This is a genomic window from Ornithinicoccus hortensis, from assembly GCF_006716185.1.
Lineage (GTDB): Bacteria > Actinomycetota > Actinomycetes > Actinomycetales > Dermatophilaceae > Ornithinicoccus > Ornithinicoccus hortensis.
The window spans coordinates 409,932-428,873 of record NZ_VFOP01000001.1 but is presented as its reverse complement, the minus strand read 5'-3'; the positions used below and the strand labels follow the sequence as shown (position 1 = coordinate 428,873).

Below are 18,942 nucleotides of genomic sequence, written 5' to 3'. Positions count from 1 at the left end.
TTCGGTGGGGTCGGCTTGTCCGGCATGCGTCCCGATCTCCACCGTGCCGTGCCGACCATCCGGTGTCGAATTCTTTGTCGGACCCGGGTTCTTGTCGGCCCCCGGCAGATCGCCCGGAGCGTCGGGACGGTTGACCCTGGTGCCCGGGACACCGGGCGGCCGACCGTGGACCCGTCCACCCGCCCCGCACAGAGGAGCCCCCCATGGTGCTCACCCCGACCCGACCGTCCACCCGACTGACCCGACCGGCCTGGCTGCTGGTCGCCACGTTGCCCGCCTACATCGCCGTCGTCCTCTCGGCGACCTTGCTGCGCCCCCGCGTCGAGCTCGGCTCCGCCGAGCTCACCCCCGACCAGATCGGTGAACTCGGACCCGGCTGGGTCGCGATCGCCCTGCTGTGGGTGCTGCCGCCCGTCCTGGCCGCGGTCGGGCTTGCCGGGATCGCCCGACGGCTGCCCCGGACCCGACTCACCCGCGCGGTGCCCTATCTGGGCGGGCTCGTGACGGTGCTCGCCGTGGCCCACGTTGCGGTGCACCTGCTCGGCATCGGCGCCGGGACCCTGACCTGGGGCGAGAGCCCGCTGTTCACGACCGGCTTCGTGCTCAGCCTCCTCATCGGCTGGGTCGGCGTCCACCCCGCCTCGCTGCTGGTGCTCGGCACCCTCGTCCGGGCCGGCATCGCCCGACGGACCGCGATCGTGGTCGGTGTCATCTACGTCCTGTACTGGGCCGTGGAGCTGCTGATCTACCTGCCCGTCCTGCTCGGTCCAGGCGACCTCGCAGGGGCGGACGCGGGGCTGCCGCCGTTCCTGCTGGGGTTCTTCTGGGCGGCGGTGGGGGGTGCGCTGCTGCGCACCGGCGTACCGTCCGCAGAGTGACCACTCCACCGCGGGGTGCGCGACCTCGGCCAGCCTGGGGTGACCCGGGGTGACCGTGGTGCCCCTGGCCGCGGCCGACCCGTCCCGGTGGCGGGTCGGCCGGTTCGGCGCGTATGCCGTGGTGGGGGTCTGCGTCCTCCTGTTCGGCGTCGGGGTGGTCGCCTGGGCGCGCAGCCCGGCCACGCAGCAGGCCGCGGTGCTGTGGTCGCTGCCCGACACCTGGTCCCCTCCGCGCTGCAGGAGCCCGTCAGCGCCGCACCTGTGTCCGTTCCCGGTGCTGGCGGCCTACTTCATGCTTCTCGACCTGCTCTGGGCGGTCGCCGGGGTGACTGCCGCGCTGCTGGTGCTCCGTGGGGCGCGCTCCTGGTTCCGGCTCTACCTCGGCTCGGTCCTCGCCGTGTGGGCGACCACGGGCGGGGCGCTCGTGGCGATCTACGGCGCTGGGCTTGCGGGTTCCCCGACCTGGACGGTGGAGCTGCTCCAGGGTCTGGGCTGGTGCGGGGCGTTCGCCCTCGCCTACCTCTTCCCGGACGGCCGTTCGTGCCCCGGTGGAGCCGCTGGTGCGTGTTCGCACTGGCTCTCTACCTGCCGTGGCTCCTGCTCCTGGAGGCCACAGGTGCCGCCAACAGCGTCGACAGCATGGCGGCGGTCCTGCCTCTCTTCGTCATCGCCGCGACCGGCGCCTACGCGGCCGTGCACCGCTACCGGACCAGCGCGGACCCGGAGCAGCGTCGCCAGGTGCGTGGTGTGATGGCCGCCCTGGTGCTCTGGCTCGGGGTCGTGCTGGTCCGGCTGCCGCTGGCGGAGGTGCTGGACCGGCCCACGGTCGCCAGCCTGCTCGGTCAGGCCGGCTACCAGCTCCTCAGCTCTGCCGCGGTGGTGCTGCTGTGCGCCTCCGTCGTCGTCGCGGTGCTCCGGCACCGGCTCTACGAGGTGGACGTCTGGGTCAACCGGGCGCTGGTCTATGGCACCCTGACCGCGCTCGTCGCGCTGCTGTATGCCGTGTCCGTCGCCCTCGGCGGGCTCGTGTGGCGGGGCAACGGGTGGGCCGCGGCGCTGGTGGCCACCTGCCTGCTGGCGGTGTTCCTGCACCCGCTCCGGTTGCGGGTGCAACGCCTGGTCGACCGATTCGTCTACGGCCACAGCCTGGACCCGCACGCCCTGCTGGCCGATCTGCGTGAGTCGCGCGAGCGGATCCTGCGCGCCCGGGAGGACGAGCGTGCCCGACTGCAGCGGGACCTGCACGACGGGCTCGGCCCGACCCTGGCCAGCCTCTACCAGCGGGTGGACGCGGCGCGGGGTCTGGTCCGCCGGGACCCGGCCGCCGCGGAGGAGCTGCTGGAGGATGTGGGCACCCGGACCCGGGCCGTCATCGGGGAGATCCGCACCCTGGTCCGGGCGCTGCGACCTCCGGAGCTGGACGAGCTGGGCCTGGCCGGGTCGATCCGGGCCGCCGCCGGACGGATCGACGGGGTGCCGGTGACCGTGGACAACGACGACCTGCCGCCGCTGGGCCCGGTCGTGGAGATCGCGGCCTATCGGATCGCGACCGAGGCACTCACCAACGTGGCCCGGCACGCCGGGGCGCAGGGTGTCTGGCTGCGGCTGGAGGGCGATCCGCGGGGACTGCGGCTGGTGGTCCGCGACGACGGGACCGGGCTGCCGGACCGGGTGGTCCCTGGCGCGGGGCTGCGGTCGATGCGGGAGCGGGCCGAGGAGCTCGGGGGCACCCTCGAGGTGCACCGCCTGACCGGGGGAGGGACCCGGCTCACCGCGCTCCTGCCCGGCGCGGTCTCCGGTGGGGCACGGCAACCGGGCACGCGGGCAGCGCGGGAGGTGTCCGGTGGGACACGGCAACCGGGCACGCGGGCAGCGCGGGAGGTGTCCGGTGATTGAGCCGATCAGGGTGCTGGTGGTCGACGACCACGTCTTCTACCGCGAGGGGATCAAGACGCTGCTGGCCGCCCGGGCGTCCGAGGTCGAGGTCGTCGGTGAGGCGGGGTCGGGCGAGGAGGCGATCGAACAGGTCGGCGCCCTGTCGCCCGACGTCGTCCTGATGGACCTGCGGATGGCCGGCATGGGCGGACTGGCCGCCACCAAGGAGATCGCCGGGCGCACCGCGGTCCTGGTGCTCACCATGCTGGAGGACGACACCGTGGTCCCCGCGCTGCGGGCCGGTGCCCGTGGCTACCTGCTCAAGGACGCCGGGTTGGACGACCTGGTGCGTGCCGTGCAGGCGGTCCACGGCGGCCAGTCCGTGTTGGCGCCGCAGGCCGCCGCGTGGGTGCAGCGCCAGCTCGACGCCCCACGACAGAGCGCCCGGCCGTTCCCGGAGCTCACCGATCGGGAGCACGACATGCTCGCCGAGATCGTGCGTGGCCGGTCCACGGTGCAGATCGCCCGGACTCTCGGCCTGAGCGAGAAGACGGTGCGCAACTACACCGCGACCATGCTGGCCAAGCTGCACGCACGCGACCGGGCCCAGCTGATCGTGCAGGCCCGGGAGGCCGGTTATCCCGACCCCTGAAGCCCAGCGCGAACGGCCCAGCCCCCGCCCCGGGACCGACGCTCAGCCGTGCCGGTCGACCAGACCGCTGCGGTGCGCGATCACCACGAGCTGGGCCCGGTCCCGGGCATCGAGCTTGCGCAGCAGCCGGCTCACGTAGGTGCGTGCCGTCGCGGGGCTGATGAACAGCCGGGCCGCGATCTCGGCGTTGTTCAGGCCCTCGCCCACCCCGGTGAGGACCTCCACCTCGCGCGGCGCCAGGTGGGCGATCAGGTCGTGGTCGGCGCCGGACCGGGCACTCGCGGCCGCACGCATCACGGTGGCGGTCACCTCCGGCGACAGCACCGGCCGGCCGGCCGCCACGGCCCGCACGGCCTCCCGCAGGTCCTCCGGCGCGACGTCCTTGAGCAGGTATCCGGCGGCGCCGGCCCGGAGTGCCTCGACGACGGTCTGGTCCTCGGCGAACGTGGTCAGCACCAGCACCGAGACGTCTGCCAGGTCGGGGTCCTCGGTGATCAGTTGGGTGGCGGCGATCCCGTCCAGCCCCGGCATCCGGATGTCCATCAGCACCACGTCCGGCCGGGTCTCGCGGACCCGGGCCAGGGCGGCGCCGCCCTGGTCGGCGCCCGCGACCACCTCGATGTCGCCGTCGTGCTCAGCGAGCGCGGTGAGCCCGCTGCGCAGCAGGGGCTCGTCCTCGGCGATGACGACCCGGATCATCGGCCGACCTCTGCCGCATCCGGGTTGAGGGGCAGGGCGGCGAGCACGCGCAGACCCTGGTCCCCGGACGCGATCTCCAGCGAGCCGCCGAGCAGCGCCGCCCGATCGCGCATCCCTGAGATCCCCTGCCCGGTGCGGCCGCGGTCCCGTCCTGCGGCCGCTGCGCCCCGGCCGTCGTCGGCGACCTCCACGTGCACCTGTCCGTCAGCGACGCGGACTCCGATCCGCACGTGCTCGGCGCGGGCGTGCCGCAGCACGTTGGTGACCGACTCCTGCACGATCCGGAACGCGGCGCCCGCGACCGGCCCCGGCACCTGGGTGTCACCGAGGTCCAGGTCCAGCTCGACGTCGAGGCCGGCGTCGCGGGCCGCCTGGGCGGTGCGTTCGATCCCGTCGAGCGTCACCGGGGCGTGGCCGCTGTCGTCCCGATCCGAGCGCAGCGTCGCCAGGGTGCGCCGCAGGTCGGCGAGCGAGGTCGAGGATGCCTGCACCATGTTGTCCAGGGCACGGGACACGCCCGCCTCGTCGCGCCCGAGCGACTGCTGCGCCACCCGGGCCTGCACCGAGACGAGCGACAGTGCGTGGCCGATCGAGTCGTGTACGTCCCGCGCCACCTGGAGGCGCTGGGCCTCCAACTGGCGTGCCGCCCGTTCCTGCTGGGCCTGCCGCTCCAGCAGGAGCGCGCGCTCCTGCTCCTCGCGCAGGTGCCGCCGCCCGCGCACCATCAGGGCGAGCGCGACCGCGCATCCGATGAGCGCGGCATTGGTGATGACGTCGTAGGCCAGGACGGCGCTGGACTCCCCGTCCTGGATCCGGAAGTACAGCGACACCGCCAGCAGCACCCCGCCGGTCACCGTCGCGACAGCCACCCGCCCTCGCTCGGAAGCGTTGTAGAAGGCGCCGAAGACGGGGACGGCCATGCCGATCGGCGGGTAGCCCGCCGCGTAGTAGGCGAAGGTGCCGAGTACCGCCGCCACCAGCACCGCCACCGGCGCCACCGAGCGCAACAGCAGGACGGCACCGAACCCCAGGGCGAAGACGTAGGGCCCGATCCCCGGCGGCGGTCCATCGGCCGACCCCACGGCGATGATCAGCGCGACCGCGATCGCCTGGACCGCGGCACCGAGCGAGGTCAGGACCCAGGCAGGCACGTCCCCCGCGGCGCTGGCGCGCGGGGACTGGGCAGCGGACTCCCCGGACAGGGCGTTCACTCGGGTCTCGGCGTTGGACACAGTGCCTCCATCGTGGCACCGACCGCGGCCGGGCGGGTACGTCGAAAGGCGACACCGGGGGTCTGCCAGGGGCGCATACCCGTCCGGGAAGTGACGAGTTCGGACCGACAGGCCGACCAGTCGGCCGGACCTAGCGTCGAAGCATGAACACCACGACCACACCACGAACCATCCACTGGCCCCTCGCCATCGGCCTGGGGGCCTTCGCCATGATCCGCCCGCTGTTCTCCATCGTCGGCCTCACCGACGTCTTCGGCCAGCCCGGCACCGTCCTCACCCTGACCACCGTCATCACCGCCGTCTGGGTGCTCGCCGTGGGGCTCAGCCGGGTGCACCGACCGGTCGCGACGCTGGTAGCCGCCGGGATCGTCTATGCCGTGCTGGCGGTTATCGTCAGCGCGATCCTGTCGCCCATCCTCAGCGGTGAGCTGAAGGGCCCGCTGGCGACGCCGTTCGGGATCATCCCGCTGCTGATCACGAACGCCCTCTGGGGCCTGGTCGCGGGGGGTCTCGCGCTGTTGCTGCAGCGGGCGCGCGGCGTCGGCCGTGCGCCGGCTCACCCGGTGGCACCGGGTCGGCATACCGGATCCGCGGCAGGTGACCAGCGGTGACGGATCACCCGTCCGGGGAGGGGCCAACGCGCCGCACCGTGGTCCGGCTCGGCGCGCTGGCCCTGGGCGGGCTGGTCGCACCGCCGGCGCTGACGGGCTGCAGCAGCATCTTCCCCAGCGGCGGCGGCAACAACAGCGCCGAGGGCAGCGCCGGCGGCCTGCTGGAGAGCGAGGTCGAACTGCCGCAGCCGTTCCGTGTCCCGCTGCCGATCCCGGACGTCCTCGCCCCGGTGCGCACCGATGGCACGACCGACTACTACGAGATCACCCAGCGGCCAGGCGAGGCCGAGATCCTGCCGGGACGGACCACCGAGGTCTGGGGCTACGAGGGCACCTTTCCGGGCCCCACCGTGGTGTCGCGCCGTGGTCGCCGGTCCGTCGTGCGGCACCGCAACGACCTGCCGGTGCCGACGGTCGTGCACCTGCACGGCGGGGTCACGGCGCCCGAGCACGACGGCTTCCCGACGGACCTGGTGCTGCCGGGGAGCGACCGGGAGTACGTCTACGAAATGGATCAGCCGGCCGCGACGCTCTGGTACCACGACCACCGGATGGACTTCACCGGGCCACAGGTCTATCGGGGCCTCGCCGGCTTCCACCTGGTCCACGACGAGCACGAAGAGTCGCTGGGGCTGCCGTCCGGGGACCGGGACATCCCGCTGCTGGTCTGCGACCGGGCGTTCGCGTCGGACGGGTCATTCGCCTATCCCTCGGTCGACGATTCGCTGACCGGTATGCCGGGGGTCACCTCGGACTTCATGAGCGGGGTGCTGGGCGACTGCATCCTGGTGAACGGGGCGCCGTGGCCGGTGCTCGAGGTGGCGGCGGTCCGCTACCGGTTCCGGATCCTGAACGCGTCGAACGCACGTCGCTACCGGCTCCGGCTGGACGGCGGACCCTCCTTCGTCCAGATCGGCAGCGACCTGGGGCTCCTCGCCGCACCGGTCGAGCACGAGGAGATCGATATCGCGCAGGCGGAGCGGTTCGACGTCGTCGTGGACTTCTCCGGTCATGCCGTCGGTGACGAGATCACCCTGGTCAACGAGCGCGGGCGGGGCCGCACGGCCGAGGTCATGCGGTTCGTGGTCGCCCGGGAGGAGCAGGACGACAGCGTGGTGCCGGACCGGCTCGCCGACCTGGAGACGTTGACCGAAGCCGACGCGGTGGCCGAACGGGAGTTCGTGCTCCAGCGGGGCGGGGCCGAGGCCCACGGGATGACGCTGTGGACCGTGAACGGCGAGGCCTTCAGCCCGGACACCATCGTCGCGCAACCCAGGCTGGGCACGGTGGAAAAGTGGACGATCCGGGGCCTGAACGTCGAGCACCCGTTCCACATCCACCTGGCGCCCTTCCAGGTCCTCGCCGCGAACGGGGACGATGATCCGGGGCCGTTCAACTCCGGATGGAAGGACACCGTCAACCTGGACAACGGCGGGCGCGCCGAGATCCTGCTGCGGTTCGACGGCTACCGGGGCAAGTACGTCTTCCACTGCCACAATCTGGAGCACGAGGACATGATGATGATGGCCGCCTTCGAGGTGATCTGACCGGACGCGTGGTCTGGCGCTCCTGACGGGCACCGGACGCGCGGTCTGGCGCTCCTGACGGCCACCGGACGCGTGGTCTGGCGTCCCGGTCGCCGCTACAGGTCGTCCGGATCGGCGAGGATCAGCCGCAGCCTGCGCAGGCACTCCTGGACGAATGGCGGCCACGTCTCCCAGTAGTAGGGGACACCCGAGAGCGAGATGGCCAGCGCCCAGGCCCGGGCCAATACCCGGGTTCCGCGCGGGATCGCCAGCTCCTCGGCATACGAGCGTCGTGCCGCAGCCGGCAGGTCCCAGATGGCGGCGTGCTCGCCGGCGGGGTCGCCGACGGACAGCCCGCCGAAGTCGATGACGCCCACCAGCCGGCCGTCGCGGACAACCAGGTTGGACGGCTTGAGGTCGCTGTGCATCCACGTGTGCGGTTGGGCCGGAAGGCTCTGGTCCACCGCGTCCTCCCAGATCGCCTCCAGCCGCGTCAGGTCCAGGTCGAGGCCGGGCAGCCACCGGCAGGCCTCGAGGTCTGTCCGGACTGAGGCGTCGAGATCGCTCAGCCGTCCGCCGCGGTAGTGGCTCAGCGTGCCCTCACGGGTGGCGCCCATCAGGTCGATCCGGTGTAGCGCACGGACGAACCGCGCGAGATCGACGCCGAACAGCTCGGGATCCCGGAGCCGCTCGGGGTCCACCGGTTCCCCCTCGATCCACCGGTAGACCGACCACGGGAACGGGTACCCGGCCCCCGGGGCGCCGGTGCCCATCGGAGTCGGGACCTCCAGCGGCAGGTGCGGCGAGAGCCGCGGCAACCACCAGCTCTCCTTGGCCACGTCCTCGGCGGTCCCCGGGGTCCTCGGCAGCCGCAGCACGAGCTCGTCCCCCAGGCGCACCATCCGGTTGTCCGTCCCGTGCCCCGCGGGCCGCAGCGACAGTCCGCGCCACTGCGGGAACTGGTCGTCGACCAGCTGACGGAGCGTCGAGTCGTCGATGTCGACCTCGTCGGTGTGGAGCGTGCTCATCGGATTGATACAAGTCTCCCGGAGCGGCCCGACGCAACGGGTTATCCGCAGGCCACCGTCCCGGAACGTGCCTACCCCTGGGGCATGTCCCTGCTCGCGCTGGTCAACGGCGCCCCCGGCTCCGGCAAGTCCACGGTCGTGTCCAAGGTGGTGGAGTCCCGCCCCCTGGCGCTGGCGCTCGACGTGGACCTGCTCAAGCACTCCCTGGGCCGCTGGGCGGATTACCAGCCCGAGTCGGGCCTCGCGGCCCGGCGCCTCGCACTGGCGCTGGCCAGGGCTCACCTGACGGACGGGCGCGACGTGCTGGTCGGGCAGTACCTCGCACGCACCCCCTACATCGAGGAGTTGGAACATCTGGCGGGGGAGGTCGGAGCACGGTGGTGCGAGGTCGTCCTCGACGTCTCGGCCGACAGGTTGAGGCAGCGGCTCTCCGCTCGCCGGGCGGACCCGCAGCGGCCCGAACACCTCGTGAACGGTCCGCTCTCGGATCCCGAGGATGCCGAGGCGTTTGTCGCCTCCATGACGGCTCTCCGGGAGGAGCGCACCGGTGCCGTCGTGGTCGACGCCAACGGCGGCGTCGCCCCGACGGTGGAGCGACTTCGAGCCGCTCTGGCGGGCCCGCTCGACGATTAACAACAAAAACTGTCAAAGGCACGATGGCGTCGTGAGCAGGCCATCCGTGGACGTGATCGCCGTCCCCGAGGCGGCCATCGCCGCGCTCGACCCGGTGCGGGCGCGGCTCCCTACCTGGTCTCGCCCGAGGCCCTCGGTGCCGCCGCGGCACAGCCGGACTCCGTCGGGCGCCCCGACCGCCTCTCCGGGGCCTACCTCGCGGCACTGGCGGGCCGCGCGCTGCGCGAGGTGGGCGTCCTGCTGCGCCGGTCGCAGGACACAGGCAGCCCTGTGCAGATCCTCGCGCTCGACGCCGAGATCACCTTCGTGACACCCGACGCGCGGGCCGACTTCGCCCGTGACCTGACCGAGGCGGTCAACGCCGTCATCGCCCGGCACCACGACGAGCGTTCCGGGGGCGGCCGACGTCACCGGCTGCTCGTCGGTGCCTACCCGATCCCCGAGGAGCAGCCCCATGATTTGAGATCCGCAGGTCCATCGACGACGAGGAAGGCCGCTACCGCGCCGTGCTCGAGGTCCCCGTCCCCGGCACCCCGGAGCAAGTCTGGGAGGCGATCGCCACCGGCCCCGGCATCAAGGCCTGGTTTCGTACCGGCCGACGTCGAGCCACACGTCGGTGGCCGGATGGTGACCCACCACGGGTCCTACGGTGACCCCGAGGGGACCATCACGGCATACGAACCCCGGCGCCGCATCGCCTACGACGAGGCCGACTGGCACGGCCCCGAGACCCCGTGTTGACCTGGAACACCGAGTTCTTGATCGAGGCAGTCTCCGGAGACACCTGTGTGGTGCGCCTCTCCTCGGGGTTCCTCGCCGGCGGCGACCAGTGGCGCGACGGTGGACCAGACTCTCGAGGGCTGGACGAGTGCGCTGCGCATCATGCACCTCTACCTGACGCACTTCGCCGGCCAATCCGTGACCACCTTGCTCGTGCAGCAGGAGGTCGGGACCGGCACAAACCCGGAAGGCGGGCGGTGGGACCTCGTGGGGCTCGCGGGGCTGCGTCCGGGTGCCGTGGGCCGGGACGTCGCCACCGCATCGCCCGTGCCGCCACTGGCCGGTGTCGTCGAATGCGTGGACGACGAGCAGATCTTCGTGCGCACCAAGGCGCCGGGACCCGGCATCGCGGGGCTCGCCACGATGCACTACGGGGGCGTCACCTCGCTGGTGGTCCAGTGGTACCTGTACGGCGACGACGAGGGTGCTGCCGTGCGTGACGAGCAGCTCCCGGCCTGGACAGCGTGGGCCCGGGGGCTGAGCGACGGCAGGTAGCCCCCGATCCTCCACCGTGGCAGGATGAGGCGCGTGACCAGCGCGTCCCCTGTCCCTACCGCCGTGGTGACCGGAGCGACGGGTGGGATCGGGGAGCACCTCGTCTACCGGCTGATTGCCCGCGGGTATCGGGTCCTGGCGGTCGGTCGCTCGGAGGAACGTCTCGCCGAAGTCGTGGACCTCGCGTGTGGGGCCGCCGCCTCCCAGTCGGGCGGCGACGGTCCCCCCAGGGGGGCCAGGGGTGCCGACCCCGCGACCGGCACCGTCGTCCCGGTGATCTGGGACCAGGCGGCCAAGCGGGACGTGCCTGAGCCCCTGCGCTCGCTGCCAGAGGTCGACGTGCTGGTGCACAACGCGGCCGTTGGCGACGTGGTGGCTGTCGCGGACACGACGCCCGAGAGTTGGACCGAGGTGTGGGAGGTCAACGTCGCCTCGGCGGGCCGGCTGACGGCGGCCCTGCTGCCTGCCCTCCGGCTCGGCGCCGGGCACGTCATCTTGGTCAATGCCGCACCCGGTGTCACCGGGGTGCCGAAGTGGTCGGGGTACGTCGCCACCAAAGCGGCACTGCGCGAATTCGCGGATTCGTTGCGCGCCGAGGAGTCCGCGTCGGGAGTCCGCGTGACATCCGTCTTCCCGCCGGCCACCGCTACCGACCTGCTGGAACGCGTGCGCACCGCATTCGGAAGGGACTACGACCCCGCCACCCTCGTCGCCCCTTCGTCGGCCGCGGCCATGATCCTTTCCGTGCTGGACCACCCTCGGGACGCCTACGCCGAGGAGCTCTTGATCGGCGGCACCGGAGTGCGGTGAGCCGGCCGGTTGCGCCGGGCGAGGACCTGCCCGATCCTGGAAGAGCCCGCAGGACCAGCGACGACGCGGGACCCGCCGACGGGGCTCGTTGGCTCACTCGCCCATCTGGAGGAGACCATGACGCACTCACCACGGGATCTCGAAGGTGGCGGCGGCGAGGGCGACCGCGTGGACCAAAACGTGAGTGCGGACGAGGCCGTCGACGAGACGTCCAAGCCCACGGCCGCTGACATCACTGCCGATGACATGACCGCAGACGAGGCGGACCGGATCGAGCAGGCGGCGTCCGTCGGGGAGGCGGACGAGGACTACCCGAGGGAGTAGCGAGCGTCGTCTCGCGAAGGGCCGACCGGGAGGCCACGGTTGGGCGCGGCCGGGACCTCCGACGAACCAAATCGGTGTGCCCTGCCGGGGCGTGAGCGTTAGGTTCGAAACCATGGACGGATTCGTCATTGAACGCGCCGACGGCCGGGACGACGGCGAGGACTGGACCGAGAACTATCAGCGCCTTCCCGGGGACGCCAACATCTCGATCATCCTGGAGGCCACATCGCAGGCCGGTGTGGGGCCGCGGCTGCACCAGCATCCGTATGCCGAGACGTTCATCATCCGGCGTGGCTCGGCCACCTTCACCATCGGTTCGGAGACCGTGGAAGGTCGCGCGGGTCAGGTGCTCGTGGTGCCCGCCGACACGCCGCACCGGTTCTCGACGGGGCCGCAGGGGTATGAGGCTGTGCACATCCACGCGAACCCGGAGTTCGTCACGGAGTGGCTCGAGTAGGACTGGCTGCCGGGGCCGTCGACTACCGCCCTCTGACCTCGGACGGGCCCCACCTCACGGGGCCGGCCACGATCGTTGGAGCCTGTCTCCCTGGTGGAGCGGGAGCCCGGCGGATGGTCACCGGGATGCGCGTCGCGTGCGGCTCGTACGTCGCGGCAGCGCCCGCGGCTCTGCCGCGAGTCTTCCGGAGTGCGGCGTAGGCCATGAGTATGTCCTGCAGCCGGGCGTCGGATGCCGGACCTCCGGCTGGTGACGCGGCGGCGACGGGTGGCCGCGTGTCCGGGTGGTACCGGCGGAGGAGTACCCGGTAGGCGCGGCTGATCTCCTGAGGGGCGGCGTGGCGCGGCACGCCGAGCACGGCATACGGGTCCCGCGAGAGAGACACGTGGGCACCTCCTTTCAACAGCCGGTACACGGCAGCGTCTCGCGTGGCATGGTGCGGCTCCCATCAACCGGGTCAGTTCCACGTGTCGGGGTGTCACCGTTGGGCGCTCTTGCGCCGCCACCTCACTGAACCGGCCGGCTGACGGGAGCCGCGGGATCCTGCACCCGGCAGGGCCACCGGGGGCATGGACTAGGTGGACGATGTAGGGCCCGGAGGGCTCCGCTGTCGACCGCGTCCTCGGTGACGCCGCCGCTGCGCCGCTGGGACGAGGGGTCGCGGGGTCCGTGTGAGCCGACCTTCCTGCGGCCGACGTCGTGGGGGTTGAGTCCGGTCCTGCCCGTCGGGGCGCTCTGGCCAGCCGGACCGCATCAGGGCCTCGAACTCGGCGTCGATCCACTCCTGCTCGGCGTAAAGCGCCTCACCGAGAACTCCTCGGTGTCCCGGGTCAGCGTCTCTGACGGGGGGCGGGCTCGTGATCGTTGTCATGACCCACCACCACGCTCCGTGGACGCGGCGTCCGGGCGAGGCTCCTCTGGCGATGAGATCGGGATCTTGTGGCTTCTGGTCTCGCGGGCCAGCGGGACGCGCAACGTCAACACGCCAGCGTCGTACTTCGCAACGCAGTCGTCGACGTCGAGGTTCTCACCCAGCACCAAGTGCCTCCGGAAGGTTCCCCGGGGCCGCTCTGCCACGATCGGCTCGATGTCGTCCGTAAGGTCCGGCCGTTCGGCAGTGATGGTGACCACCCCCCGCTCAGCATCCAGGCCGATGGCTTCCGCGTCGAGGCCCGGCAACTCGAACTCGATGACGAATGCGTCATCCTCGCGCCAGGCATCCATCGGGATGACCCGAGCTCGTTCTGACGGTCCGTCGGTCCGGCGGCGTGTCTCCGCGGCCGGGTCGACGTACCTGACGGGATTGCTACGCAGCAGCACCATCCGTCCCACCTCCACGCCAAGTCGGTCAAACTCATGACGTCAAGTCGGTCAAACTCATGACGTATAATCGATGACTAACGTCATAGATTTCTTGTAGCACAAGCGACAGATAGATGCAACCCCGAGAGTGGTGGACCGAGCGTGAGCAGTCGAGAGCCGGAGCGGGTGCCCGATTCCGATCTCGGGGTCTATGGCATCTCCGTGGCGGCCGAGCTCGTGGGCATGGGCGCCCAGAACCTGCGGCACTACGAGTCACGTGGACTGCTCGATCCTGCGCGGACTGCTGGTGGAACGCGTCGCTACAGTCCGCAGGACCTCCAGCGGCTGCGCCGCATCGGGGACTTGCTCGACGCTGGGCTCAACCTCGCTGGCGTGGCGATGGTGCTGGATCTGGAACACGAGAACGCTGAGTTGCGCGCCCATATGGGGAACGACTGAGGGTCTTTCGCTCACCGATGAAGATGCCGGTGCGTCGCGGACCGACGGTCTCATCCTGCCCGTGGCTGCGGGATGAGGGTGGGCAGAATAGGTGGTGGTGGGAGGTACTCGGAGGGTGCGAGGTGACAGGCCCGCTCGCGTTCGCGGGCGAGGTTGCAGCGTTCGCAGAGTCCTTGGTTGCTCGCCAGGTCGGTGGCTCCGCCTTCGGACCACCGGATGGGGTGGTCGGCGTGGCGGACCGGTGCCCCGCACCATGGGGTGCGGCAGTACTGGTCCCGGCTGACGAGGGTCGCCCGCAGGTCGGCGGGGAGACGTCGCCGGCGGGTGTCGCGTGCGGTGAGGCGTCCGGTCTGCGGGTCGGCATAGAGCCGGCGCAGGTAGACCTTGGCCGCCCGGTAGGCCTGCCGCTCCAGGGTGCTCTTGCCAGCCGACTGAGTGGATCCGCGAGCGGCGGGGGGGACTCCAGCCGGCGGATCACCGGTCGTCGAGGGTGTGTGGTGAGACGGCGCGGGAGGGCCCTTGGGCAGGGGCGTCCCGTGCAGCAGGTTGCAGGAGAACTTCGTGCACCGCGGGCCGTCCGGGCACAGGCCTGCGCCTGTGTCGGGCTGTGCCGTCCCGTTGGGCGCTGTGCCAGCTGACGTCGTCCCAGTGGGCGTCGAACCCCTCGGCGGCGTGTCGGTTGGCGCCATGTCGGATTGTGCCCGTTCGGGCGTGGCGCCCTGGCCAGAGTCGTCCGGGGTGTTCGCGCCAAGGGTGTCCTGGGCGGGGGGTGGGCCGTCCGGGGTGCTCGCGCCAGGGGTGTCCTGGGCGGGAGGTGGGCCGTCCGGGGTGCTGTCGTCTTCGGGGTAGAGCAGGTCGCGGGCCGACTGCGCCGGCACCGGCCCGTAGCCGTTGAGGATTGCGGCGGCAGGGTCGCCGGAGAACAGGGAGGCGTCGGTCATCACGATCTGGACCTCGACGTCGACCCCCTCGGCGGCGCTGCGACCGGTGAGCCGGGCGAACAGTTCATCGGCCATGATCTGGGACTTGGAGCGCTCGTCCCCGGATGCCTTGAGCGCGGTCGCGTGGTCGGCCAGGGCCTTGTGGCAGGCGATGGCCGCGGCGGCGGGCAACCGGGCCGAGAGAAGCGCCATCACATCGGGCACCGGGCGGACCCAGACGCCCCGGTCCTTGGCGGCCTTGCGGGCCCGCCGGACCAGGGCTTGCGGGTCCAGCTCCTGGACCAGCGCGCGGACCTCGGCCCGAAGCTGATTGGCGGACATGCCGTGGACCCTCGGGGCGAGCACCTCATCGATCCGTGCCCGGTGGTGTGGCTCGAGGCAGACGGTCTCCTCGGTGACCATGCGCGCGGCGCCGGCATCCAGGTCGCCGGCGGCCAGGGCGGCCAGCATGTGGGGCATCTCGGTGACCAGCGCCCGGGAGGCGGTGAGCTCCCGGCTGGACCGGTAGGGCGAGGTCTTGCGGGTGAGTGCCAGGTCGTCGGCCACGGCCCTGCCCCGGCGGGAGGCGGGCACACCGTTGGAGGCCTGCCGGGCCAGCTCGTCGGTCTGGAAGCGTGCCGAGAGGCGGGCGGTGGCGGCTGCGGCGGCACGGGTGAGGTCCTCCAGCCCACGCAACGCGTCCAGCACCTCGTGCTCGGGCACCTCGTCGGCGGTGGTGTCCTGCAACCGGGCCCGTAGTGCGGACACCTGCCCGATCAGGCTGTCGGGCTCCGGCGGGAGCGGGGCCGGCGCGGCGGGCAACCGGTCCACACCGACGGACTCTTCGATGAGTCGCATCCACCCCACCCCCCGGTGAGTCCTCCCGGTCGAGACCCCTCGTCCCAACCTCGTGACACCACGCTACTCGTACAGGTGTGCGATGTCAAGCATCCGTTCCCACCGGTTCCGACATCTTCAGGTCGAGCTCGAGCCACTGCGCCAGGTCCTCGATCTCCTGCTGGACCTCGCCGGCCATCGCCGTGTCGAACGGCTCGTCCTGGTGCACCGCGTCCACTCGCAGCACACCCGAGCCCACGTCCGCGGTGGCGTCGACCTTGCCGACCAGGCGGTCGGCATACAGGACGGGCATCGCCCAGTAGCCCCACCGCCGCTTCGCCGCGGGCTTGAACATCTCGAGCTGGTAGTCGAACTCGAACAGCTCGACCATCCGCTTGCGGTCGATCAGCAGGCGGTCCAGCGGGGACAGGATGGCCGTCCGCCCGGTGAACGGCTGGTCGAGCAGCGTGGGGTCGACGCGCCAGGTGCCCCGCACGCCGTCGACCACGGCCTCCTCGCCGACGTCACCCACGTCGTTGGGCTCGGTCGGCGCTTTGGCGGCCCGCGCGCGGGCGATCCCCAACGCCTGCAGGCGCCGCTCGCGCAGGGTGCGGTCCGCCTCGTCGGGGGGCACGGCGGGCAGGTCCGGATAGATCCGGGAGGCGAGGTCCCACAACCGCTCGCGCCCGTCGTGACCCGCGGTCGCGATCTCGCCGCGCTCCACCATGAGGTCCAGCAGCATCCGGACGTTGCGGTTGTTGTTCCACCCCGAGGACCGCCACGGGACCGCGCAGGTGTCCGGCAGTTCGCTGGCCGGCAACGGGCCGTCCTGGCGCAGCCGCTCCAGGATGTCCGCGTGACACTCCGCGTTGGCCGCGATCCAGCCCTCCTGCGCGATCCGCCAGGCGGGCGCGTCGACCCCCGGCCACGCCGCCATCTCCGCGTAGAACAGGGCGATGTCCTCCGCGGGTCGCGCGAAGCCGGTGAGATCGACCAGCTCCAGCCGGTCGAGCGCGTCGTCCAGCTCCGCGGGGTCGTATGCCGACCCGAGCCTGCTCCATGCCACCAGTTGGGCGCTCGGTGCCCCGACCGGACGCGCCGGATCCAGCTGCAGCACGGTGAGCCGGCGGGCGACGGCCATCAGGTCGGGCAGCCGGTCGGCGGTCAGCGCCTGTGCGCTGACCGCGAGCCGTCGCGCGTCCTGTCGGGAGAGGTGGTGCACCATGGACTCCGACGGTAGCGGTGGGCGGGGACGACGGCAGGTGGAGTCCACGCCGAGGGCGGGCCGGATCCGCCGGAAGGCCTGCGCCACGGCGACTGTCACCGGACTGTGGCACCGTGGTCCGAAACCGAAGACCGACGGAGTTGATACGCCCATGAGGACCCGCCTCGCCCTGCCGCTCGTGCTGCTGGCCGCCGTCGGTCTCAACGCCTGCAGCGACGAGCTGGAGGGGTCGCCGCAGGAGGTCGCCGACCAGGTGGCTGCGGCGCTGGAGACCGGAGACTTCTCCCGGGCGCCGCTCGTGCCGCAGGACGGGGCGCCCGCCGAGGGGGAGGGCGGTGGCAGCGACCCGACCGAAGGCGCGCCGGCCGGTGTCGACGCGGCCGTGACCTCGGCGGTGCCCGACGGGGTGGCCGGTGAGGCCGCCCAGGCGCGGGACGTGGCCTATGCCGGGATGGGGGAGGTACCCCTGACCGTCGAGGCAGGCGACGTGTCCGTCACGGAGGAGTCGGCGGAGGCCACGCTCACGCTGACCTGGGACCTGGAGGGGGACGAGGAGTTCCAACTCACGGCGCCCCTGACGATGAACGTCGTCGACGGGGCGTGGGCCGCGACCTGGCAACCGGACGTGCTCGGCATACGGCCGGGCAACCACCTCTCGCTCCGGACGGTGGCCGCCGAGCGGGCCGACCTGGTGGACCGGGACGGGGAACCCCTGCTGACCGAGCGCCCGGTGCGGCGGTTCGGGATCGACAAGACGCTGGTCGAGGCGGACGAGGCCGCGGAGTCCGCGCAGGCGCTCGCCGAAGCCGCCGGCATCACCCCCGGTGACTTCGTCGCGGCGGTCGAGGCGGCGGGGCCGGAGGCCTTCGTGGACCTGATCACCTACCGGGAGTCCGACGGCGACGGGGACGCGCTGGCGGCCGCCGCGGACGACATCCCGGGGGCCCGCGCCCTCGAGGAGGAGCAGGTGCTCGGGCCGACGCGGACCTTCGCGCAACCCCTGCTGGGTCGGGTGGGCCCGGTGACGCAGGAGATCATGGAGGCCGATCCCGGTCAATACCAGGTCGGCGACGTGGTCGGGCTGTCCGGCCTCGCCGCGGCGCTCGAGGACGACCTGGCAGGCTCACCCGGACTCCTCGTGGTGGAGGAGTCCGCCGACGGGGAGGTCGTCGACACGTTGCTCGAGCGCGCCGCCGAGGATGCGGAACCGGTCCGGCTCACGCTCGACTCCGGGCTGCAGGAACTCGCCGAGGAGACGTTGGCCGACGTCGGACCGTCGAGTGCGATCGTGGCGCTCGACTCCGCGTCCGGTGACCTGCTGGCCGTCGCGAACGGGCCGGGGTCCGAAGGGGTCGACACGGCGCTCGCGGGACAGTATGCGCCCGGATCCACCTTCAAACTCGTCACCGCGCTCGCGCTGCTGCGGTCCGGCATGACCCCGGAGAGCACGGTCGAGTGCACCGACTCCCTCGACGTGGACGGCTACCGGGTCACCAACGTGGAGGAGTACCCGGCCTCCCAACTCGGCGAGATCCCGCTGTCCAGCGCCCTCGCGCACTCGTGCAACACCGCCTTCGTCGCCCAGCGCGACGCGGTGTCGATGGGGGACCTGGCCTCGGCCGCGGCCGACCTCGGGCTGGGTGGGACCTGGGGTATGCCGGTCACCGCCTTCAGCGGGTCCGTCCCTGAGGACGCGGAGACCGAGACCGAGCACGCCGTGTCCATGATCGGTCAGGGTCGGGTGCTGGTGTCCCCGGCCGCCATGGCCGGGGTGGTCGCCAGCATCCACCAGGGCTCGACGGTCGTGCCGCGGGTGCTCGCCCATGACGGCGGGGTGGACGACGCCACCGCGACCACCGCGGCCCCCGGCGGGGAACTCAGCCCGGAGGAGACCGCCGCGCTGGAGGAGATGATGCGGGGGGTCGTGACGCAGGGCGGCGCCTCGATGCTCGAGGACGTCCCCGGCGACCCGGTCCTCGCCAAGACCGGCACCGCGGAGTTCGGTGAGGAGGACCCGCCCCTGACCCATGTCTGGATGGTGGCCACGCAGGGCGACCTGGCGGTGGCGGTGTTCGTGGAGGAGGGCTTCCGGGGCTCGGCGACCGCGGGGCCGTTGATGGATGCGTTCCTCACCGGGGCGGCCGAGGACTGATCGATCGCCGCCCAGTCCGCGTGGGCGTTGTGATGACTACCCCTTCG

Annotated in this window: 20 protein-coding genes; 12 read left to right on the top strand and 8 right to left on the bottom strand. The window is 72.1% G+C overall.

Annotation, left to right across the window (positions count from 1 at the left end; genetic code table 11):
• Positions 1-203 precede the first annotated feature (203 nt).
• From FB467_RS01930 to FB467_RS01920, 3 genes are all read left to right on the top strand, one after another.
• Entirely contained in the window at positions 204-878 is a 675-nt protein-coding gene (locus FB467_RS01930) for a hypothetical protein (protein WP_141783590.1), read from the top strand.
• A 564-nt stretch (positions 879-1,442) separates the two neighbouring features.
• The gene (locus tag FB467_RS01925) at positions 1,443-2,774 is read left to right on the top strand and encodes a sensor histidine kinase (protein ID WP_141783589.1); all 1,332 of its coding nucleotides are present in this window, start codon (positions 1,443-1,445) and stop codon (positions 2,772-2,774) included.
• Positions 2,767-3,405, top strand: coding sequence for a response regulator (locus tag FB467_RS01920; protein ID WP_211350529.1), 639 nt, complete (start codon positions 2,767-2,769; stop codon positions 3,403-3,405). Before FB467_RS01925 ends, FB467_RS01920 begins: the two co-directional genes overlap by 8 nt.
• A 42-nt stretch (positions 3,406-3,447) precedes the next feature.
• Here the strand turns inward: FB467_RS01920 and FB467_RS01915 are convergent, their stop codons facing one another.
• Both FB467_RS01915 and FB467_RS01910 read right to left on the bottom strand, forming a co-directional pair.
• Positions 3,448-4,104 carry a response regulator transcription factor gene (locus FB467_RS01915; protein ID WP_141783588.1) on the bottom strand — a complete coding sequence of 219 codons (657 nt, stop codon included), beginning with the start codon at positions 4,102-4,104 and terminating at the stop codon, positions 3,448-3,450.
• A complete protein-coding gene (locus tag FB467_RS01910) occupies positions 4,101-5,336 on the bottom strand; it encodes a sensor histidine kinase (protein ID WP_141783587.1) in 1,236 nt (411 codons plus the stop codon). The genes FB467_RS01915 and FB467_RS01910 overlap by 4 nt, the downstream gene beginning before the upstream one ends.
• Positions 5,337-5,479: 143 nt before the next feature.
• On the opposite strand from FB467_RS01910, the gene FB467_RS01905 reads away from it, so the two are divergent.
• Positions 5,480-5,947: a hypothetical protein gene (locus FB467_RS01905; RefSeq protein ID WP_141783586.1), complete on the top strand. Its 468-nt coding sequence runs from the start codon at positions 5,480-5,482 to the stop codon at positions 5,945-5,947.
• Positions 5,944-7,494 (top strand): multicopper oxidase family protein, encoded by a 1,551-nt coding sequence (locus tag FB467_RS01900; RefSeq protein WP_211350528.1) that lies wholly within the window; start codon positions 5,944-5,946, stop codon positions 7,492-7,494. Before FB467_RS01905 ends, FB467_RS01900 begins: the two co-directional genes overlap by 4 nt.
• A gap of 95 nt (positions 7,495-7,589) precedes the next feature.
• On the opposite strand, the gene FB467_RS01895 is transcribed toward FB467_RS01900, so the two are convergent.
• Positions 7,590-8,501 (bottom strand): aminoglycoside phosphotransferase family protein, encoded by a 912-nt coding sequence (locus tag FB467_RS01895; protein ID WP_141783585.1) that lies wholly within the window; start codon positions 8,499-8,501, stop codon positions 7,590-7,592.
• Positions 8,502-8,585: 84 nt separating this feature from the next.
• Here FB467_RS01895 and FB467_RS18660 point away from each other — a divergent pair, with 84 nt between their 5' ends.
• On the top strand, positions 8,586-9,134 hold the full coding sequence (locus FB467_RS18660; protein WP_211350527.1) for an AAA family ATPase: 549 nt from the start codon (positions 8,586-8,588) through the stop codon (positions 9,132-9,134).
• A gap of 12 nt (positions 9,135-9,146) precedes the next feature.
• Here the strand turns inward: FB467_RS18660 and FB467_RS01885 are convergent, their stop codons facing one another.
• Positions 9,147-9,590, bottom strand: coding sequence for a hypothetical protein (locus tag FB467_RS01885; protein WP_141783584.1), 444 nt, complete (start codon positions 9,588-9,590; stop codon positions 9,147-9,149).
• A 384-nt stretch (positions 9,591-9,974) separates the two neighbouring features.
• Between FB467_RS01885 and FB467_RS01880 the strand changes: the two genes are divergently transcribed.
• The 4 genes from FB467_RS01880 (at position 9,975) to FB467_RS01865 (ending at position 12,000) form a co-directional block, all read left to right on the top strand.
• Positions 9,975-10,409: a hypothetical protein gene (locus FB467_RS01880; RefSeq protein WP_141783583.1), complete on the top strand. Its 435-nt coding sequence runs from the start codon at positions 9,975-9,977 to the stop codon at positions 10,407-10,409.
• A gap of 24 nt (positions 10,410-10,433) precedes the next feature.
• Positions 10,434-11,219 carry an SDR family NAD(P)-dependent oxidoreductase gene (locus FB467_RS01875; protein WP_141783582.1) on the top strand — a complete coding sequence of 262 codons (786 nt, stop codon included), beginning with the start codon at positions 10,434-10,436 and terminating at the stop codon, positions 11,217-11,219.
• Positions 11,220-11,336: 117 nt separating this feature from the next.
• Positions 11,337-11,543, top strand: coding sequence for a hypothetical protein (locus FB467_RS01870; protein ID WP_141783581.1), 207 nt, complete (start codon positions 11,337-11,339; stop codon positions 11,541-11,543).
• A gap of 112 nt (positions 11,544-11,655) precedes the next feature.
• The gene (locus tag FB467_RS01865; protein ID WP_141783580.1) at positions 11,656-12,000 is read left to right on the top strand and encodes a cupin domain-containing protein; all 345 of its coding nucleotides are present in this window, start codon (positions 11,656-11,658) and stop codon (positions 11,998-12,000) included.
• A gap of 22 nt (positions 12,001-12,022) precedes the next feature.
• Here FB467_RS01865 and FB467_RS01860 read toward each other — a convergent pair whose 3' ends face one another.
• Positions 12,023-12,358 (bottom strand): J domain-containing protein, encoded by a 336-nt coding sequence (locus FB467_RS01860; protein WP_228393174.1) that lies wholly within the window; start codon positions 12,356-12,358, stop codon positions 12,023-12,025.
• 509 nt (positions 12,359-12,867) lie between these two features.
• Positions 12,868-13,323: an Hsp20/alpha crystallin family protein gene (locus FB467_RS01855; protein ID WP_228393164.1), complete on the bottom strand. Its 456-nt coding sequence runs from the start codon at positions 13,321-13,323 to the stop codon at positions 12,868-12,870.
• 141 nt (positions 13,324-13,464) lie between these two features.
• Between FB467_RS01855 and FB467_RS01850 the strand changes: the two genes are divergently transcribed.
• Positions 13,465-13,761, top strand: coding sequence for a MerR family transcriptional regulator (locus FB467_RS01850; protein WP_228393162.1), 297 nt, complete (start codon positions 13,465-13,467; stop codon positions 13,759-13,761).
• 50 nt (positions 13,762-13,811) lie between these two features.
• Here the strand turns inward: FB467_RS01850 and FB467_RS01845 are convergent, their stop codons facing one another.
• Both FB467_RS01845 and FB467_RS01840 read right to left on the bottom strand, forming a co-directional pair.
• Entirely contained in the window at positions 13,812-15,539 is a 1,728-nt protein-coding gene (locus tag FB467_RS01845) for an HNH endonuclease (RefSeq protein ID WP_141783578.1), read from the bottom strand.
• A gap of 85 nt (positions 15,540-15,624) precedes the next feature.
• On the bottom strand, positions 15,625-16,743 hold the full coding sequence (locus tag FB467_RS01840; protein WP_141783577.1) for a DNA glycosylase AlkZ-like family protein: 1,119 nt from the start codon (positions 16,741-16,743) through the stop codon (positions 15,625-15,627).
• Positions 16,744-16,894: 151 nt separating this feature from the next.
• Between FB467_RS01840 and FB467_RS01835 the strand changes: the two genes are divergently transcribed.
• Complete coding sequence (locus FB467_RS01835; protein WP_170230521.1) at positions 16,895-18,895, top strand: penicillin-binding transpeptidase domain-containing protein; 2,001 nt, start codon at positions 16,895-16,897, stop codon at positions 18,893-18,895.
• Positions 18,896-18,942: the final 47 nt, after the last annotated feature.

What these genes read in the sequence shown, in the direction of transcription:
- FB467_RS01930 (WP_141783590.1), top strand. Translation starts at nt 204, where the DNA reads ATGGTGCTCACCCCGACCCGACCGTCCACCCGACTGACCCGACCGGCC.
- FB467_RS01915 (WP_141783588.1), bottom strand. Translation starts at nt 4,104, where the DNA reads ATGATCCGGGTCGTCATCGCCGAGGACGAGCCCCTGCTGCGCAGCGGG.
- FB467_RS01905 (WP_141783586.1), top strand. Translation starts at nt 5,480, where the DNA reads ATGAACACCACGACCACACCACGAACCATCCACTGGCCCCTCGCCATC.
- FB467_RS01895 (WP_141783585.1), bottom strand. Translation starts at nt 8,501, where the DNA reads ATGAGCACGCTCCACACCGACGAGGTCGACATCGACGACTCGACGCTC.
- FB467_RS18660 (WP_211350527.1), top strand. Translation starts at nt 8,586, where the DNA reads ATGTCCCTGCTCGCGCTGGTCAACGGCGCCCCCGGCTCCGGCAAGTCC.
- FB467_RS01885 (WP_141783584.1), bottom strand. Translation starts at nt 9,590, where the DNA reads ATGGGGCTGCTCCTCGGGGATCGGGTAGGCACCGACGAGCAGCCGGTG.
- FB467_RS01875 (WP_141783582.1), top strand. Translation starts at nt 10,434, where the DNA reads ATGAGGCGCGTGACCAGCGCGTCCCCTGTCCCTACCGCCGTGGTGACC.
- FB467_RS01870 (WP_141783581.1), top strand. Translation starts at nt 11,337, where the DNA reads ATGACGCACTCACCACGGGATCTCGAAGGTGGCGGCGGCGAGGGCGAC.
- FB467_RS01865 (WP_141783580.1), top strand. Translation starts at nt 11,656, where the DNA reads ATGGACGGATTCGTCATTGAACGCGCCGACGGCCGGGACGACGGCGAG.
- FB467_RS01855 (WP_228393164.1), bottom strand. Translation starts at nt 13,323, where the DNA reads ATGGTGCTGCTGCGTAGCAATCCCGTCAGGTACGTCGACCCGGCCGCG.
- FB467_RS01845 (WP_141783578.1), bottom strand. Translation starts at nt 15,539, where the DNA reads ATGCGACTCATCGAAGAGTCCGTCGGTGTGGACCGGTTGCCCGCCGCG.
- FB467_RS01840 (WP_141783577.1), bottom strand. Translation starts at nt 16,743, where the DNA reads ATGGTGCACCACCTCTCCCGACAGGACGCGCGACGGCTCGCGGTCAGC.
- FB467_RS01835 (WP_170230521.1), top strand. Translation starts at nt 16,895, where the DNA reads ATGAGGACCCGCCTCGCCCTGCCGCTCGTGCTGCTGGCCGCCGTCGGT.